18 protein-coding genes are annotated in these 15,411 nt (G+C 40.1%); 12 read left to right on the forward strand and 6 right to left on the reverse strand.

Annotation, left to right across the window (positions count from 1 at the left end):
* Positions 1-19: 19 nt before the first annotated feature.
* Positions 20-598, reverse strand: coding sequence for a molybdenum cofactor guanylyltransferase (locus tag AWH49_RS16140; RefSeq protein ID WP_063966560.1), 579 nt, complete (start codon positions 596-598; stop codon positions 20-22).
* Between the two features lie 42 nt (positions 599-640).
* Between AWH49_RS16140 and mobB the strand changes: the two genes are divergently transcribed.
* The 3 genes from mobB (at position 641) to AWH49_RS16155 (ending at position 2,106) form a co-directional block, all read left to right on the forward strand.
* The gene (mobB, locus tag AWH49_RS16145; RefSeq protein WP_063966561.1) at positions 641-1,126 is read left to right on the forward strand and encodes a molybdopterin-guanine dinucleotide biosynthesis protein B; all 486 of its coding nucleotides are present in this window, start codon (positions 641-643) and stop codon (positions 1,124-1,126) included.
* Positions 1,127-1,201: 75 nt separating this feature from the next.
* Positions 1,202-1,684, forward strand: coding sequence for a COG4315 family predicted lipoprotein (locus AWH49_RS16150; protein ID WP_051927915.1), 483 nt, complete (start codon positions 1,202-1,204; stop codon positions 1,682-1,684).
* Between the two features lie 152 nt (positions 1,685-1,836).
* A complete protein-coding gene (locus tag AWH49_RS16155) occupies positions 1,837-2,106 on the forward strand; it encodes a hypothetical protein (protein ID WP_018394987.1) in 270 nt (89 codons plus the stop codon).
* Between the two features lie 159 nt (positions 2,107-2,265).
* Here AWH49_RS16155 and AWH49_RS16160 read toward each other — a convergent pair whose 3' ends face one another.
* Positions 2,266-3,135, reverse strand: coding sequence for a LysR family transcriptional regulator (locus AWH49_RS16160; protein ID WP_034287694.1), 870 nt, complete (start codon positions 3,133-3,135; stop codon positions 2,266-2,268).
* 114 nt (positions 3,136-3,249) lie between these two features.
* Here AWH49_RS16160 and AWH49_RS16165 point away from each other — a divergent pair, with 114 nt between their 5' ends.
* From AWH49_RS16165 to AWH49_RS16175, 3 genes are read left to right on the forward strand one after another with little or no spacing between them, the layout of a single operon-like run.
* On the forward strand, positions 3,250-4,470 hold the full coding sequence (locus tag AWH49_RS16165; RefSeq protein WP_425305720.1) for a trans-sulfuration enzyme family protein: 1,221 nt from the start codon (positions 3,250-3,252) through the stop codon (positions 4,468-4,470).
* Positions 4,455-5,219 (forward strand): L-2-amino-thiazoline-4-carboxylic acid hydrolase, encoded by a 765-nt coding sequence (locus AWH49_RS16170; protein WP_244886901.1) that lies wholly within the window; start codon positions 4,455-4,457, stop codon positions 5,217-5,219. Before AWH49_RS16165 ends, AWH49_RS16170 begins: the two co-directional genes overlap by 16 nt.
* A gap of 1 nt (position 5,220) precedes the next feature.
* Positions 5,221-6,447, forward strand: coding sequence for a Zn-dependent hydrolase (locus AWH49_RS16175; RefSeq protein ID WP_063966563.1), 1,227 nt, complete (start codon positions 5,221-5,223; stop codon positions 6,445-6,447).
* A gap of 43 nt (positions 6,448-6,490) precedes the next feature.
* Here AWH49_RS16175 and AWH49_RS16180 read toward each other — a convergent pair whose 3' ends face one another.
* From AWH49_RS16180 to AWH49_RS16195, 4 genes are all read right to left on the reverse strand, one after another.
* Positions 6,491-7,753 carry an Nramp family divalent metal transporter gene (locus AWH49_RS16180; protein ID WP_082862911.1) on the reverse strand — a complete coding sequence of 421 codons (1,263 nt, stop codon included), beginning with the start codon at positions 7,751-7,753 and terminating at the stop codon, positions 6,491-6,493.
* A gap of 75 nt (positions 7,754-7,828) precedes the next feature.
* Complete coding sequence (locus tag AWH49_RS16185) at positions 7,829-8,491, reverse strand: helix-turn-helix transcriptional regulator (protein WP_063966564.1); 663 nt, start codon at positions 8,489-8,491, stop codon at positions 7,829-7,831.
* 17 nt (positions 8,492-8,508) lie between these two features.
* Positions 8,509-9,489 (reverse strand): glutaminase A, encoded by a 981-nt coding sequence (gene glsA / locus AWH49_RS16190; protein WP_425305718.1) that lies wholly within the window; start codon positions 9,487-9,489, stop codon positions 8,509-8,511.
* 20 nt (positions 9,490-9,509) lie between these two features.
* Positions 9,510-10,460 (reverse strand): agmatinase family protein, encoded by a 951-nt coding sequence (locus AWH49_RS16195; protein ID WP_063966566.1) that lies wholly within the window; start codon positions 10,458-10,460, stop codon positions 9,510-9,512.
* 354 nt (positions 10,461-10,814) lie between these two features.
* On the opposite strand from AWH49_RS16195, the gene AWH49_RS16200 reads away from it, so the two are divergent.
* From AWH49_RS16200 to sfnG, 6 genes are all read left to right on the forward strand, one after another.
* Positions 10,815-11,429, forward strand: coding sequence for a chromate transporter (locus tag AWH49_RS16200; protein WP_063966567.1), 615 nt, complete (start codon positions 10,815-10,817; stop codon positions 11,427-11,429).
* The gene (locus tag AWH49_RS16205) at positions 11,429-11,965 is read left to right on the forward strand and encodes a chromate transporter (protein ID WP_018394977.1); all 537 of its coding nucleotides are present in this window, start codon (positions 11,429-11,431) and stop codon (positions 11,963-11,965) included. Before AWH49_RS16200 ends, AWH49_RS16205 begins: the two co-directional genes overlap by 1 nt.
* A 449-nt stretch (positions 11,966-12,414) precedes the next feature.
* Entirely contained in the window at positions 12,415-12,834 is a 420-nt protein-coding gene (locus AWH49_RS16210; protein ID WP_063966568.1) for a hypothetical protein, read from the forward strand.
* A gap of 287 nt (positions 12,835-13,121) precedes the next feature.
* Positions 13,122-13,568: a riboflavin kinase gene (locus tag AWH49_RS16215; protein WP_063966569.1), complete on the forward strand. Its 447-nt coding sequence runs from the start codon at positions 13,122-13,124 to the stop codon at positions 13,566-13,568.
* A gap of 10 nt (positions 13,569-13,578) precedes the next feature.
* Positions 13,579-13,836, forward strand: a complete 258-nt coding sequence (locus AWH49_RS16220; RefSeq protein WP_244886907.1) for a hypothetical protein — start codon at positions 13,579-13,581, stop codon at positions 13,834-13,836.
* Positions 13,837-14,211: 375 nt separating this feature from the next.
* A complete protein-coding gene (gene sfnG, locus AWH49_RS16225) occupies positions 14,212-15,291 on the forward strand; it encodes a dimethylsulfone monooxygenase SfnG (protein ID WP_063966571.1) in 1,080 nt (359 codons plus the stop codon).
* Positions 15,292-15,411 lie beyond the last annotated feature (120 nt).

Below are 15,411 nucleotides of genomic sequence, written 5' to 3' on the forward strand. Positions count from 1 at the left end.
GGTTAAAAAAAGAGAAGTATCATACTCTTTTGAATTCCTCAAAATCAGATGGACTATTAATGTTGATAAAAGAAGGTTCTTCTATACTAAAAGAGATTGTTTTATATTTTACACTATTTAACAGCGCTGTCATGCTCCGCCTATCTTGCTTGAGATGATGATCAGCGGGTTGTAGGCAGTCACGATGATAAAGGGCGAGAAGAGGGTGGATCTTTTCATTTTGAACAGGCACGACCGCTTTATACTCATTGCTTTTTGTATAAGCGATCAATTGCTTTACAAAATCAGTTGTCACAAATGGTAAATCTGACGACAAAACAAAAAACCAATCCGGCTCGGGGAGACTTTTCATCACATGATGAAGAGCAAAAAGAGGACCCCGGTGGCACTCTTTTTCTATCGATAATGTGACACCAATCGCATCAAAATACGGCGCTAGCATGTCGTTCGTGGAAATAATAATCGGCGCCAAATTGTTTTCTTTTAGCGCATCAATGCTGTATTGATAAAATGGTTTTCCATTGTACAGTTCAAACATTTTTGGCTTGCCATAGCGGGAAGATTGTCCGCCGGCGAGCACGACACCTGCCATAGTCATCGTATCACACTCCTTATTTCATTATAACGCTGGAGGCTTTACATGAAAAATGTATTACAAGTTGTCGGCTATCAAAACAGCGGCAAAACGACATTAATAACAAAACTTATTACCCATGTCACTGAGAATGGCTTTCGAGTTGCAACCATTAAACATCATGGCCACGGCGGCTCACCGGATACGAAAGACAGTACACGCCATCAGCAGGCCGGCGCAATTATCGCCGGTGTCGAAGGGGATGGGTTGCTACAGCTAAATATTCAACGTGACAGCTGGCCGCTCGATGATATTCTTGCCGTGTACAATACGTTTCCAGTCGACCTGATTTTAATGGAAGGGTTTAAAAAAGAATTGTACCCGAAAATAGTACTGATCCGCACAGAAGACGACTTGCCACTTCTTGAACTTGAAGCCATTCAATGCATTATTAGCTGGATTCATTTACACGAATCACGCTATCCCGTTTTTCGTCTTCAAGAAGAAGAACAGTATCTTTCTTTTATTATCGAACGATTAATAAAGTCATGAAAAATGTTTCACGTGAAACATTGTATAATCCTCTTTCCTTGTGGATATTATAATCTAAAAAGGGGGACGGTATTTTTGCGAAAAAAATTAGCATATGTCTTGTTATTGATGTTGCTTGGAGGGTGTCAGCCAGATGAACAGCCAGAAAAGATGTCAGCACCGATCAATGAACCGCACGAATCGGCTCAAAGTCCGGCTAGCCCATTGAAGGTCATGAAAAAAGAAGAGACTGGTCAGTATTTGGCAGATTCAGCAGGAATGACATTGTATTATTATATGAACGATAAGCAGGATGCGTCCGCGTGCACAAATCACTGTCTTGAGGAATGGCCGCCGTTTTATATTGAATCAAGCAAAGTCCCAGAAGGCTTTAGTGAATCTGATTTCGGCGTCATTACCCGTGCTGACACAGGTAAAAAACAAACGACTTATAAAGGCTATCCGCTTTATTATTTTTCACGAGATCAAGTGGCTGGACAGACGAATGGCTATAGTGCAGATGATAAATGGTACACAGTCAACAATTCGATTGATAAAGTAGCACTTAATAAAAAATGATAGACCGGCATGATCGGTCTGTCTTTTTTTGTTCATTTACGATCTTATTCAAATTATGTCTTAAAGAAGCTAAATTCATATCAGTGAATTTAGTTTTTTTGTGTTAAAACGGGTATAGGTAACATAAGAATGAAAAAAGCGGAGGGATGGATATGGGATGGAAATATTGGAAGGTAGTCTTACGGTACGGTCATGTAGGGAAGAGAAATGAAATTAGCGTGGCTCGCTACCTTGTCACAGACTCATTTTATACACCGGTTCTCGTTATGGATCAGGCAGCGAATATGCCAGGTGTGAAACATAATGGGGTGACATCTATAAAAGAAGTAACGCGTAACGAATTTATTGCGGGCAAGCGACTGGAGCAAGAAAATTTTTATTTACAGAAAATGAAAGCGCTTCATGATGAAAAACCGGCTTGATGAGAATGAAAGTGTACAGGTTATTGCATGAGGAATACCGAAGCTGATAATAAAGTGAAACGTCCATCAGGGAGAGTTTACCGCCCATTAATCTGCGATAAAGATGTAACAAAAAAGACGATTTCAAAAGAATTTCTTTTGAAATCGTCTTTTTCGTGTTTATATTGAAAGCCATTCTTTGAGTACGTTTATCCACTTTTTTGACGCGGGTGACATGTTTTTAAAAGAAGGGGCAGCAATGCCGATTGTGCGATAAAAGTCTCCTTCTAATTTGATTGCTTTCACATTTTGAGGAAGCCGATATAAAATCATTTCCGGAAGAATACTAATACCGAGTTGATTTTGAACCATTGAGATAATAGCCTGATCTTCAGACGTTTCATAAAGAACATTAGGTTTTACTTTATGGGCGGTAAGAATCCTCCTCACATCATTATCAATACTTGATTTTGGCATGATAAATGGCTCGTTTTTTAGCTGGTGAAGTGAAAGGGATGTTGAATTGTAAAGAGGATGTGTATCCGGCACAATGCAGAGCAGCTTGTCTTTTTTGAGCGGTACCACATCTAATGATTTAGCGGCGGGCAGCGACAAAAAGCCAAAATCAATCGTTCCATCCGTCAGCCATTTGCTGATTTCATCATAGTCTCCTTCAAATAGTTTAATCTTGATGAGTGGAAATTGTTCACTAAAGCGCTTAATAATTTGAGGAATCCATTGAATCGAAACGCTCGGAAACGTCCCGATGCGGACAACCCCTTTTTCAATGCCATGAATGGTGGCTGCCTCCTGCACCATTTGTTCATTCCATTTCAATATTTCCCGAACATAAAGCAGCATCCGCCCGCCATTTTCAGTCAAGGCTACACCTGTCCGGCTTCTAGTCAGCAATGTAAAGCCAAATTCAGACTCTAATCCGGCAATGGCATGACTGACAGCGGATTGAGTTAAACCAAGCGATTCTGCTGCTTTTGAAAGACTTCCGAGATCGACGACAGCCCGAAATACTTCAAACTTTGCAATTGTCATAAGGTCTCACTCCACGTATTAATTTTATTCAACTATCTTATTATAAATATTCATTTGATTTATATAAAGAATAAATTTTATAATGAAGATAATAAAGAAACGGGAGGATGGTTCATCGTGAATAGGCGTTGGGGAATGGATACAGAGCTGATTCATCGGCATAGCGAACAAAAACAAATGGGTGCTGTTGCACAAGCAATCGTTCCGGCAGTCGCCTACTCGTTTGCAGACTGTCAGACCGCGATGGAGGTTGTTTCAGGCAAGCAGGAAGGGACCTATTATGGCAGATACGGAAATGAAACGTTATATGCCCTTGAAGAAAAAATGGCTGTTTTAGAGAATGGAGAAGCGGCACTCGGTGTCAGTTCAGGTATGGCCGCCATTTCAATTGCATTGCTTGCTTTTTTAAAATGCGGTGACCATGTGATTGTGACGAAAGATGTGTATGGCGGCACACATAAATTTTTAACAAGTCTGGCGCCGCGTTTAGGGATTACGTTCAGTTACGTAGATTGCACCAATCCAGCTAATATTGTGCATGCGATGAAAGATAATACGAAAGTGGTGTACATCGAAACACCGTCTAATCCATTATTAACAGTGCTGGATATTGAAGCGATTGCGAAAATAACAAAACGGTACGGGCTGCCACTGGTCGTTGATAATACATTTATGTCCCCTTATTTACAAAAACCGCTCGATATGGGTGCGGATGTTGTCGTTCACAGCGCAACGAAATATTTAAACGGTCACGGCGATGTGCTGGCCGGTTTTATTGTGGGCCGAACTGAGCATATCCAGTTTATGAGGCAAAATATTATGGGTGATCTTGGTCAGGTGTTAAGTGCATGGGATGCATTTTTAATTTTGCGTGGTTTGAAAACATTGGGTCTTCGCGTCGAACGTCACTGCAGTAACGCGCATCAAATCGCTGCATTTTTATCGGCTCATCCTCTTGTTGGGACCGTTCATTATCCCGGTCTTAAGTGCCATCCACAGCATGAAATTGCACAGAAGCAAATGCAAGGAATGGGTGGCATTGTTTCATTTGAATTAATGGGTGGATTGGAAGCAGCAAAGGAATTTATGGATTCCTTGAAGCTTGCGATGATTTCATTTAGTCTCGGTGATCCGGAAACGCTCGTGCAGCATCCGGCAACAATGACTCATTTTTCGATGTCAGATAAGGACCGGGCCGCTGCTGGCATTACAGATGGACTCATTCGCCTGTCCGCGGGTCTCGAAAGTGCATGTGATATTATTTTCGATTTAGAACAAGCACTGAAAACAGTCAATCAAAAAAAGGAAGAGGGATTATTATGGAAAACATTGTAAAAAAAGGAATCGATAATCTTGATCCAGTTTCAATGTACACGATTACCGCAAAATTATTTACACACGTTTTGATGTCAGTGACAGAGCGTTTCAGTGGCGAAGGAAAGATTGCGATAGAAGCGGGCGTAAAGCGCGTAACGGATGAACAGGTTCTTACTTTAAAGAAACAGATGAATAATCCAGAAGAAGAAATCAATGAAGGTGTGCTTTTTCATTTTGATCGATTGCTGGATGACGAAAAAGTAGAAGAAACATTTCGTGCGTATGAGAAAGCACAAAAAGAAGTAGGGCTTGAAGCGCATACGATGTACGCAATGATGGCGAAAGTGTTTGCGAATGTAGCCAAGTGTGTTGTGGATAAGTTTGGTGAAGCGGGACAGGAAGCGATGATGAACGGTGTTGGTACATTTGGTGAAGAGCGCGGACGCGATATTGCTCGGCGTGCAGCAGCTGTAGGCAAGCCGAATACAATGGACAATTATTTATCAAATTACGACATGGGACGCAGTGAGCTGTTTGAATACGAAACACTTTTTCATCCAACCGAGATTGAACAATCGTTTACGAAATGTGCATTTGCGGAGCAGTGGAAACAAGATGGGATGGAAGACTATGGAATTCTATACTGCCATATGATTGACCCGTCGATTGCGAAAGGATATAACCCGAATTTTGAAGTTGTTCATGATCAATACGTGCTGAAAGAAGGAACATGTCACTTCCGTTTTCAAATGAAAGAAGAAGTGTGAAATGGCGATTAATCAAGCACGTTTATGGAGCCGTCTTCATGAGCTAAGTCAGTTTGGCAAACAGGCAAGCGGCGGTGTTACCCGCTTTTCATTTACGAAGGAAGAACGTCAGGCGAAAGATCTTGTGATGACGTATATGAAAGAAGCAGGAATGACGGTTCGTGAAGATGCGGCTGGAAATGTTATTGGCCGAAAGGATGGATCAGATAATACGGCGCCTGCGGTCTTGATCGGTTCACATATTGATTCTGTTCCAGAAGGAGGGATATTTGATGGTCCTCTCGGCGTGCTGGCTGGCATTGAAGTTGTACAGGCGATGAGTGAAGCGGCTGTTGAAACCGTTCATCCAGTTGAAGTCATCGCATTTATTGATGAAGAAGGGAGCCGTTTTGGTTTCGGCATGATCGGCAGCCGGGCACTTGCCGGAACGCTTCTTCCCGAACATCTGCAACAAACGGATCAGAATGGCATCACGATTGCAGCAGCCATGCAAGAATCAGATTTACATCCGGACGAGATCAACAAGGCTGCCCGGTATTCAGAAACAGTCAAAGCTTATGTAGAGCTGCATATTGAGCAAGGAAAAGTACTTGAACGAGCGGGACAGCCAGCCGGTATCGTAACAGGAATTGCCGGTCCTCTGTGGACGAGATGGACAATCGAAGGGGAAGCAGGCCATGCTGGTGCAACACCGATGAATCAGCGAAAAGATTCCTTGATGATGGCCCTTCAAATTATTCAGTTTATTGAAGAAGAAACGAAAAAGTATACGAATGCTGTGGCGACAATCGGTCAAATTTCTGTCAAACCGGGAGGCGTTAATGTGATCCCTGGAGAGACCACGTTTACACTCGATTTGCGTGACATTGAAGAACGTGACCGCGATCAAATAGAAGAAGCAATTACGTCTTACGCACAGTCACTTTGTGCAGATAGAGAAATGAACATAAAAATAGAAGAGCTTCAACGAGTAGCACCAGCTCCATGTTCAAAAGAGATTCGTGCGGTCATGGAAGAAGCGTGCCTTACAATGAGTCTTGAACCGGTTTTTTTACCAAGCGGAGCCGGTCATGACGGAATGCAGTTTAACGATTTTTGTCCGATTGGTATGGTATTTGTGCGTTCTAAAAATGGGATCAGTCATAATCCGTCCGAATGGAGTTCAGAGGAAGACTGTGGTGTAGGGGCTTCGATTTTATATGAAACGGTGCTACGTCTAACCACGTAAAAAAGCGTGCGGAAATTAATCCGTACGCTTTTTTAGTATATTATTATGCACCCATAAAGGCATTAATCGCATCAACAAGGCTATAAATGCCAAGACCAGTACAAATCAGTGCAACGATTACGCCTGCAATGTTTGCTTTCACTGAGTTTGTATGATCACCAAGCCGTTTTTTGTTGTTCATAACAATTAACAGGAAGATCGCAATGAACGGTAATAAAACGCCGTTTAGAGCTTGAGCGAAAAGAAGCACGTCCATTGGTTTAAGACCGAGTCCGGATGAAACGATCCCGATGATCATGACAGTAACAAAAACTAGTTTATAACGTTTGTCTTTCATACCATTTTCCCAATTTAAGACACTACTAATGGTAATGGCTGCACCGAGTGGAGATGCGATAGCAGAAGAGAGGCCGGCTGCAAACAGCCCAATACTCATAAAGACTTTAGCCCAGCTGCCTAAAAGAGGTTCTAATTGTATGGACATTGCTGCAACATTTTCTACTTCTACGCCTCTCATTAACGTAGCGGATGTAATTAAAATGGCTGCCGTAATTAAACCACCTAGCCCAATTGAAATGATAATATCCCAGCGCGATTCTTTTAAATGATGTGGCTGATTCCATCTACCTTGTACCGTTGAGGAGTGGATGAATAAGTTATACGGTACAACAGTCGTTCCAATAAGTGCGATAATGGTAAGAATGGATCCATCAGGAATAGCCGGAACGAATGCTCCTTTAAACATTTCACCAAGATCAGGTTGTGCTACAACCATCGTGGTAATGAACGTAATACTCATAATGACGACGAGTACAATCATAACTTTTTCGATCAATTGATAACTGCCACTTAAACCGAGTAATAAAATAATAACACCGACGATTGGACCGAGAACATGTTCCGGAATACCGGTTAACGTTGTAAGGCCAAGTGACGTACCGATTAAATCACCGGCTATGTAAGCAGAACAACCAACCATAATGGCAATGATAACGAACCACATCGATCCGAATTTTAAGATCGGCTTGGTGAATTGTTCTCGAACGGCATCGCCAAGACTTTGTTGTGTAATGATCCCGAGACGTGCTGACATTTCTTGTAGAATGATCGTCGCAATGATAGAAAAGACAACAGCCCATAAAATCGCGTAGCCGTAAGAGGCACCCGCCCGGGTTGCAGTTGTTACCGTTCCTGGACCGATAAATGAAGCGGTAATAATGGCGCCAGGCCCAATAATTTTCATCTTGTCTTTAAATGATTTTGATTTGGAAGCGTTTTCTAATTCGGTTTTCGATTGATTTACCAAGATGTCTAACCCCTTTATGTAATATAGAAAAAATTGTGAAAATTCAACGCGTTATGAAGAACAGAGGCGCAACGGTCACGTCTCTGTTCTAGATTCTTCTAAATAGTTGTATATCGTTTGTTTGGAAACGCCCAGTACTTCCGTAATTCGATCAACAGATCCTTGAATCAGGAACGCGCCTTTTTCATCGAGTTGATTTACAAAGTAGATTTTATCTTCTCTGGACATCTTATCGATCGGTACATGAATATCGATAAGAGTATTTTCAATTAAATTTTCAAATACTTCCTCGATATTCTTCGCGTACGATTCATTCATGGTTCGATCAATCTGATCGAGATCATGTGTAACGGAAAATTCGCTGATAATTTGATTGACCATGGCGAAAGCGGTCACATCAAAGTTAATCCCTAAAAAGCCGATTACTTTTCCCTCAGGGTTTCTAATAAAGGAAATAGATGTTTTTAAAAATTTCCCATCGCGTGTTCGCGCCGTAAGTCCAAGCATATCTTTAACGTTATCACCGTAACGCCGAAGTTCTTTTAGGATAACTTCGGTTGTAGGTGCGCCAATTTCTCTACCTGTAACGGCTCCTTTAATATAGATAAGTGAGGATTGGACGTTTCTTACATCATGGATGACGACTTCACAGTTGCTGCCGAATGTTGCCACAATCATATCCGCAACAGGAATGTAACCATGCAATATCTTTGTGTTTTCTTCGTTTAGTATGTTCATAACATCACCAAGTTAATTTAGAATATTTTTACATCATACGATTGGAGAAAATCTTCAAGCAGCCGTGCTCCTTTTACACTATTTCCGTGTGCATCGATGGCGGGGCCATAGAGACCAATTCCACAGCCATCTGAGAGCAGCGGGTGACTGCGCAAGGATGGAGGAACAACTCCAAGTATACCACCGGAAACTCCGCTTTTGGCAGGAATCCCAACAAAAGCGGCAAATTTTCCGGAAGAGTTATACATTCCGCACGTAAACATTAATACTTTCGTTAATCTGGTGATAGGTGCAGGAATTAACTGGATTCTACGGACAGGATCGAATCCGTCCAAAGATAAAATGAGGCCAATTTTAGCTAAATCCTCTACCGTTATTTCAATGGAACAAAGATTGATGTAAGTAAACAGTGTATCGTCTACGCTAGAAGCAAGCAGATTATTTTCCATAAGGAAATTAGCTAGCGCCCGGTTTCGATATGCTGTTTCCCACTCGGATTCAAAGACTTTTTTATTAATTGTGACATCTTTATCTAATAAAGAAGAAAGAAGGCGTGTAACTCCTTGAATTTTGTCCATAGGAGTAAGCCCGGGAAGCAAAGAAGCTACTGTGAGTGCACCAGCATTAATCATTGGGTTGAATGGTTTCTTATTCTCATTTAGCTCAAAGCGCAGCAAAGAATTAAAGGGATCACCGGTCGGTTCTACATCTACCCACTCGAGAACAGCGGATTTTCCATTATATAAACAGGCCGCCATGAACGTAATGACTTTGGAGATGCTCTGCAATGTAAAGGGGACTTGATAGTCCCCGTTTAAATGAACTTTTCCATTGGGAAGCATAAGCGAAAAAGCTAAATAATCTGGATTTACTACCTTCAATTCAGGTATATAATTTGCACATTCACCAGACAAATATTCTTTGTAATAAGCAATCTTTCGATCTAAAAAAAGAGTTAATTCATTTTCGACGTCTAAATGGTGAAGTTCCATCGCCATGCACCTGTGCTTTTCTTTAATTAATTACTTTTTTGACTTTTATTCAAAATTTCACCTGCTAAAGCATATAGGATAACAGTTGTAGCAAAGTGAGCTGATAATTGAGTTGGATCTTGCTGTGGATAAATTTCCACGAAGTCCATGCCAGCAACACCAAGTTTGCAAATTTCATGAACGAGCGTTAAAAGCTCATGTGATGTTAGGCCATTTCCATCAACTGGACCGCCCGGATTAAAAGCGAAATCAAGCACGTCACTACAAATGCTTAAGTACACGCAATCTACTTCTTTGCTCGCCATTTGGTGAATTTCTTTTGCATAAGCTTTTAAATCTTTTTGAGCGCGGATATCATTGATTGTAATCGTCACTGCACCGGCTTCTTTTGCATTACGTCCACTTTCTGGGGTGTTTCTAGGCCCATGAATGCCTGTGTGAATGATGTTGCCATTAGGTACTGCATCTAGTTCATAGAGTCTTGCAAACGGACTACAACGCGCATATTGATCGCCGTTATGAGAAGGAAGGTTATCATAATGCGCATCCAAATGAATGATGCCGACTTTTTTACCTTGGTTCGTTAATGATTTTGCAATTGGGAATGTCACACCATGATCGCCGCCGAGACCGATGATAAATTTACCGCTTTCAAACAATTTTCCAGCAAATTCTTCAATGCGGCGCATCGTTTCATCAACATCTGCCGGTACAACATCGACATCACCAGCGTCACCAAGCTTCACATGTTCAAGCACATCGATATGATCAAGTTCAGGTAAATAACCGCTGTAACGTGCAGAACAGAGACGCATTACTTTAGGCCCTAACTCACAGCCAGTATAATCACCCCATGTAACAGCACCTTCCCACGGCACACCGTAGATGATTGCATCCACATCGTTCATATTTTTATCTTTAGATATATTTTTCGCTCCGAGAAAACAAGGGGTATTACCGTAGATGTTGTTTGCCATTAGTAGCATTCCTTTCCAAATTAGAGAAGTAAGTAATAATTCTGATTGACTATTTAAATCGTAAATTGATTTTTACAAAAAGTCAATTTAAATTTTAAAAATAATAAAATCATATAATTTATATGAAATAAATAGATATTTTATTAGATTTTTATACATAAAAAGTAAAAAAGTAGACAGTTTTTTTATCGTGGATTAATAGATGGTAAAGCCCTCACGGATGGAAGTTTCCCTTTATAATTGTATTGTATGCCGATACTCTTTTCCTTTTCCCTTTTATAGCGAAGAAAATCAGGAATTTAAAAGAAAGAGATGCTAAAATAATAAGAGGATTGACAAGAATGAGGTGGTTTTATGAAAAAAAAATGGGCGTTTCTTTTCGATATTTTCCTGACTTTTTTTAAAATCGCACCGATCACATTCGGTGGTGGATATGCGATGATCCCGGTTATTGAGCGGGAAGCAGTCGAGAAAAAAGAGTGGCTTAAGCAGGAAGAAGTGACGGATTTATTTGCGCTCGCCGGCTCCATTCCTGGTGCCATTGCGATCAATTCGGCCACGTTTATCGGCTACCGGATTGCCGGTGTCGCAGGTGCCATTGCGGCGACGATTGGCGTCATGATTCCAACATTTGCAATCGTTGTTTGTTTAAGTATTTTCTATTTATATTTTCAAGATCATCCGAAAGTTGAAGCGGCTTTTGAAGGCATCCGCCCAGCTGTTGTCGCGTTGATCGTTTTTGCTGCTTATAAAATGAGAAAAGGCGCTGTTGTCGATAAAACGACATTTGTTGTTGCCGCATTATCTGTTATATTGCTTCTATTTTTACACGTTCATCCCGTCATGATGATTGCTCTAGGTGCTGTTGCAGGTATTTTATTAATTAGTTTAAAAGACAAGCTTGGCATTGAAACGAAAGTCGACGACCACAAACAAAACACAGACTATTTTATGGGAGCGGATATTTAATGTTATGGCTGCTGTTTAAGACTTTTTTTATTACCGGACTTGTCTCGTTTGGCGGAGGTTATGCCATTATTCCCGTTATCGAAGCAGAAGTCGTGAAATATGGATGGATGAGCACACAAAAGTTCACTGATATTATTGCGATTGCCGGTATGTCACCCGGCCCCATTGCAACAAACACAGCGGTTTTTATAGGCTACCAAATGGCGGGCATTGCCGGTGCGGTTGTTTCAGCACTTGCAATGGTGCTGCCGTCGCTTCTGCTCGTCTTACTCGTCGCCCTCTTTTTTTATAAATTAAATCATAACCGCATTGTTCAGTCTGCGTTTTACGGATTGCGCCCGATCGTGATCGGATTAATCGTGTTTGCTGCCGTTAAATTTGCTCTTTCCAACGGATTAATGAATAGCATTTCGCTGCATACATTTAGCTTGCTCGCTATTTTTGCCGTCTCGTTGTTTTCATTGATTAAAAGAAACGCGCATCCAGCGTATGTTATTGTCATGGCCGGGCTGATTGGTATGGCCTTTTATTCTTGAAACTGTCTCGAATTGAGAGCAGTTTTTTTATTTTTTAAAATATACTTTTATTAAAATCTTTCTTCTATCTTCTATACTTGAGAGGTGGAAGGAAATTTTTTCGCTATTTTTATAAACAGGGATTACCTCTCTTGACATTGAGAATAGTTATCATTTAAAATTATGTTAGATAATGATAATCATTTTCAATTGAAGTGCAAGAACAGTCTAAAAGAAAGACCTTGTGGAAGCAAATGAAGAATTAATTAATCTTTATTATTTTTTTATTGTTCTTTTTTGTAAGTAATCATTTAGTCAGCTTCCTTAAAAAATTGAGATCATCATATTTCTAGAAGGTAAAGCATATACCTTTTCAAAGATTACGATGATGAAAGCTTATCTTTACATTATTTACACTAATTTTTAACGTTTCTTATGTCTTTATAAAACTTAAAAAAGGGGAGAAGAGAATGCATCGACATTTCATTGTGGCTAAACCATTTGGTCATCAAATCGACTGCTTTTGTCCAGACGGAGAACATGCAGATTATATTGTTCTTAATAAAGCAGATGTTATTGAAATAACAAATGAACGTAAAAACATGATGGATTATGGATGGTATTTTATGATCAATATTAATCATCATAGACAATTTTATATAGCACTTGAAGATTTGGACAAATACTTCGTTGAAGGACGAATGATGTCTCTGTTTGATTTAGAGTTACAAATAATTTATCTGAACTATCAAATTGATAAAGCCCTCGATAAGGGGGATGAACCATCATTTTTAGCAGAAACGAAAAAGTTAAAAGAAGCAAGCATCCTTCAGACACATTTGCAGCGCTTTTTACATAATGTTGAGGAAAACCAAATAATTTATGAGTGAAGTTAAAAAAGAGACATAAAGCATACTTAACTACTGAATGAGCAAAGGATAAAGAATTAATCAATCACTATCGTGAAAGAGTGGATTACTATTGAAATAACAGACAACAATTGATAAGATATTTATAAAAAAATTAAAACCGATTTGACTAATGGGATTAATTGGTATACAATGAACTTATCAATATAAAAGCCGACTGGACAACTAGAGGCTCCCTTACACAAAGCGTGAATCACTTTGTGTAAGGGAGCCTCTTTTATTTTAAACATGAAACAGGGGGATAAAAGATGACAAATGAACAGGATATTCAGCTTCTTCATAACGAGCAAGTGATTAGAGGCGAAGTGGTTCACGGTATGAAGGCGGGCAGAAAGCTTGGATTTCCGACTGCAAATCTTGATCAATCGCCGGGCGAACTTGAAAATGGTGTGTATGGCGTATATGTCCGTGTAAATGATCAGATTCATGAGGGAGTTATGAATATTGGCGTAAAGCCGACATTTGGCTCTGAATTTAAACGGATGATCGAAGTTCACCTGCTTGAATACACAGGAGACTTGTACGGAAAAGTTATTGACTGCGAATTTGTATTTAAAATAAGAGACGAACGAAGGTTTCCTTCATTTGAATTTTTAACGCGTCAAATTAAGGAGGATGTGCAATATGCAAACGAAGCCTTTCATTACATCAGTGTCCAAAAAGGCAGCGAACATCAAGCACAGCGAGTATCTTAATTTGCCCAATGTGCGCTTTTACAACTGGTGCCGTGAGCAGTACGGATTGAATAAAGGCGTCTTTCATACGATAGACGACTGGTTTTATGAATACGGGATCGTGAATATTTTATCCCGGCGCGTTTACTTGCTAGCATTTCTTGAATATGCAAAAGCGTCAGGAATGAAGCAAGAAGATCATAAATTCATTCGTTTCGGAAACGGAGGGCTCGTGGTCAAATTACGTGAGTTTCTGCAAATTCAGGAAGATGAAGTGTATATGATTTAAGGGCCGTACATGATGCATGGTAATGTTTATTCTATAAAAAAGGTACACATTATATGCACAAAGGAGATCGAGCGGGTGCCCGCCGGAAAGTAAGTTAACGAAGAGTCCTCACCATAATCTAGAATTGATACACTAAGATTTAACATAGTGTTCACACCAGATTTTCGACGCTTTCACAGTAGAATAATATTCACCCAAAAATTTATGAATAGTTCTTAAAACAAACTTAACAAATGTGTTTAATATAAATTAAAGTAACATTCAATAAGATTCACAATAACTAGCTAACTGGTCAACCAGAGGCTCTTGTCATTTCCTTATCTGAGGAAACCGACATGGGCCTCTTTTTTATATGAATAAAGGGGAGGAATGTTCGTGAGTTTACAATTTGCCTTTTGGGCTCCAAACGTAAGTGGAGGTCTAGTGATCACAGACCTACCACAAAAAACCGGCTGGTCATTTGAAGATAATAAACGCTATGCACAAATTGCGGAGAAAATTGGCTTTGATTATGTGCTGTTACAGACACGTTTTTTTGCAAGCTACGGTGCGGAAAATCAATTAGAAGCTGCTTCACTTGCTTCTGCTCTTGCTGCTACGACAAAGAAATTAAATATTATCACTGCCGTGTTACCTGGTTTATGGCATCCTGGTGTGGTGGCCAAAATTATTTCAACAATTGATCAAATTAGTAACGGGCGTGCTTCGATAAACATTGTGAGTGGTTGGTTTAAAGGAGAATTTAATGGCTACGGTGAACCTTGGCTTGACCATGATGAACGCTATCGCCGTTCTGAAGAATTTATTGAAGTCCTTCGTGAATTATGGACAAAAGAAGCAACAACATTTAAAGGGGACTTCTATCGTCTCAATGAAGCACCGCTCAAACCAAAACCAATTAATTCGCCAATAATCTTTCAAGGTGGAAACTCAAGAGCGGCAAAAGAAATGGCTGGACGCGTATCAGATGTATATTTCATGAACGGTAATACGCTGGAAAATATTAAGGAGCAAATTGAAGAAGTAAAAGCATTACGAAAAGAAAATGGTGGTGAAGACATTCAATTTGGTGTCAATGGTTTTGTCATCGTTCGCGATACAGAAGAAGAAGCGAAACAAGTGCTGTGGGACATCGTGGCTAACGCAAACAAAGAAGCTGTTGAAGGCTTTAAAAGTTCAGTCAAAGCTGCAGGCGCATCTTCACCTGAAGGAAAAGGAATGTGGGCGAACGCCTCGTTTGAAAACTTGGTTCAATACAATGATGGCTTCAAAACAGGCTTAATTGGAACTGCCGAGCAAGTCGCTGATCGCATTATCGAATTGAAAAAAATCGGTGTCGACATCGTTTTAACAGGATTCTTACACTATGATGAAGATCTACAAGCATTCGGAGAAAAAGTCATCCCGCTCGTCAAACAAAAAGAAGTACAATTAGCGGGAAAAATTACCGTATAAGCGTTAACTACACAGAAAAAGCGAAATAAAGGATTGGAAAACGAAATAGCTGGAGTTTAATATGAAGAAGCCGTCACGACTTTGTGACGGCTTCTTCTCTGAAAGCGTCTTATTGAAAAT

Source organism: Domibacillus aminovorans (genome assembly GCF_001643235.1).
GTDB lineage: Bacteria > Bacillota > Bacilli > Bacillales > Domibacillaceae > Domibacillus > Domibacillus aminovorans.